General features: G+C 40.3%; 1 protein-coding gene. It reads right to left on the minus strand.

Features of this window, described 5'->3' with window-relative positions; all coding sequences use genetic code 11:
- Positions 1-397 (minus strand): IS110 family transposase (locus ACOMCU_RS28205; RefSeq protein WP_421052315.1); only part of this gene is annotated, 397 nt, incomplete at its 3' end.
- Positions 398-642: the final 245 nt, after the last annotated feature.

Genomic DNA, 642 nt, shown 5'->3' on the forward strand with positions numbered 1-642 from the left:
CACGCATCTGTTCATAATAATCATCTTGTATGTACGTTGTTTCGCGTTCCATTTTGAAATGTGTCTTCGCGAGTTCATGAGCATCACTGATATCGGTTTTATTGCGACGCATCGTTGCCATCTGTAAATTCGCTTCAAGTGGATTCATGCGGCAGTACGTATAGCCGTAATCTTTTAAAAACGCTTCGACAGGTTTTGAATAGATGCCTGTTGCTTCAAATACGATATCTGGCGCTTGTCCATCTTGCTTTGTCATCTCTTCCATTCGTTCGTGTAATCGCTCAAAATCACCCCGTGTATGATGTAGCACACCTTCAAATTCACATTGGCGGTGACCATCATAAATCGCAACGGTACTTTTTCCTTTACTGACATCTAACGCAATGACATGTTTCATCTCATTCTTCTCCTTTTGACCAATCATAGAAGCCTTCACAGTACCTTATCGATTCCACTTTCTTATACACGATCTCTTGGACCCAACATACTAAACTGATTCATATAAGGGCATGAAGTTAGCCGGTTTTATATACGGACTCATAAATGGTCCCAGAGGCTGGTCGGCTTTTCTTCACTTCTACTATAAAAAAATAGTAGCACAAACCATGGCCTTGGTTTGTACTACTAATGTTAGTATGTTTT

The sequence above is a fragment of the Lysinibacillus sp. UGB7 genome (genome assembly GCF_049058285.1).
In the GTDB taxonomy this organism is placed as follows: domain Bacteria; phylum Bacillota; class Bacilli; order Bacillales_A; family Planococcaceae; genus Lysinibacillus; species Lysinibacillus sphaericus_B.